The organism is Xanthomonas sp. SHU 308 (genome assembly GCF_000364645.1).
Classification (GTDB): Bacteria; Pseudomonadota; Gammaproteobacteria; order Xanthomonadales; family Xanthomonadaceae; genus Xanthomonas_A; species Xanthomonas_A sontii.
In genome coordinates, this window is record NZ_AQOK01000817.1 from 1 (window position 1) to 1551 (window position 1551).

Genomic DNA, 1551 nt, shown 5'->3' on the forward strand with positions numbered 1-1551 from the left:
TCCTCCACCACCGTGGTCAGTTGGCGCAGGCTGCGCACCAGGCCGCGCAGGTCGTGGCTGCGCAGCGCCTGCACGACGCTGGGCGGCAGGCTCACCGGCGCGCCCGGCACCGCCAGGTGCGCCTGCGGCGCCAGGCCGCGCCGCGACAGCGCGGTGATCGGGCCGCGGTGTCCGCGCCGACGCAGGGTCAAGGCCACATCGGCCATGGTCAGGCCGGTGCCGACCAGCAACAGCCGCGCCTGCGGCGGCACCTCGTCCAGCACGCCGTCCTGCCACGGCCAACCGATGTAGCGGCGATGCACCGCCAGGCGCGGGCCGATGCCCGGCAGCGCCGCCGGCGGCAGCGCGCCGATCGCCAGCACCACCACGTCGGCGACCACGGCCTCGCCATTGGCCAGGAACAGGCGGAAGCCGTCCGGATCGCGTTCCACCGCCACCGCCTCCTCGCTCACCCGCGCCACCTCGACCGGCGACGCCGCCAGCGCGTCGTCCAGGTGCTGCTGCAGGTAGCGGCCGTACAGCAGCCGCGGCAGGAACTGCAGGCGTTGCGCGGCATCCAGTTGCAGGGCGTCGGCGAAGCCGCCCGGCTCCTGCGGATCCACCCCCAGGTCCTTGGCGCGCACGTTCAACACGTGTTCCGGCCGCGCCGCACCGTAGGCGATGCCGCGGCCGTAGGTGTCGGCCACGCCGACCAGGGTGATGTGGCGGGCGGCGCCCTGCCTGGCCAGCGTCGCGGCCAGCACGTTGCCGCAGAATCCTGCGCCGATGATCGCAATTCGCATGGCTCGCACCTTGGCCGGTCGGGCGTTCTTTGTGCCCGGGATGTCCGCCGGAGGTGTAAACCGTCGGTTAATGCGTGCGCCGATCGCCATGGCAATGCGGCATCAGCACATGGGCGATGTCCATGAGCCAGGCTGCACGGCGATCGGCAAGGCCGAGCCGAAGGCGGCTGACGCCGCGGCAGACACAGAAGCGCTCGGTCCGCACGTACCGACGGCGCGACCCTCGCGGCTCGCGGCTGCGGCCTCCTCGCGCGGCGTCGCCACGGGGCCGATCAAGCTCCGCGCGTTCTCGCCGGCAACGACGCCGCCCGCCGCCTCGTGTCGGACACCGCGCGGGCCGCATCGGCAAGGTGCCGCGCCGGACCCGGCGTGCGCCACGCAACAGGTGAGCCGTCGGCAAGGAGCGCCGTGGTGCGCCGATCCGGGCGCTAACGCGCCGGCGGACGCTGCACCAGGCCCGGCGCATCGGCGACGAAGGTGTCGAGCACGCCGTCGGCGACCTTGACCGGGCCGCCGAAACGGGTGGCACCGGGGATGGACGGGATCGCCGCGGCCTGCGCGGCGAGTTGCCCGGCGGTGGCGAAGGCCTGCTCGGCCGCCGGATCGCCGGCCAGCGCCTGGTTCAGCCCGTCCACGCTCAGGCGCAGCGCGCGGCCCCATAGCGCGGTCGCGTCCAGCCATGGAGCTGCCTCGGCCACGAACGCGCCGGTGGTGGTGCCGGCACGGATGCGCTGCGGTGCCGCCACCAGGTCGTCGGCGGCGCGGCCCA

At 74.7% G+C, this 1551-nt stretch carries 1 protein-coding gene and 1 pseudogene; both read right to left on the reverse strand.

The window, feature by feature from the left end; genetic code table 11:
- The coding region (locus D588_RS0121530; RefSeq protein WP_017917476.1) for an FAD/NAD(P)-binding protein at positions 1–782 on the reverse strand (782 nt) is incomplete at its 3' end.
- A gap of 428 nt (positions 783–1210) precedes the next feature.
- Positions 1211–1551: pseudogene (locus tag D588_RS0121535) on the reverse strand (beta-N-acetylglucosaminidase); the annotation flags it as partial.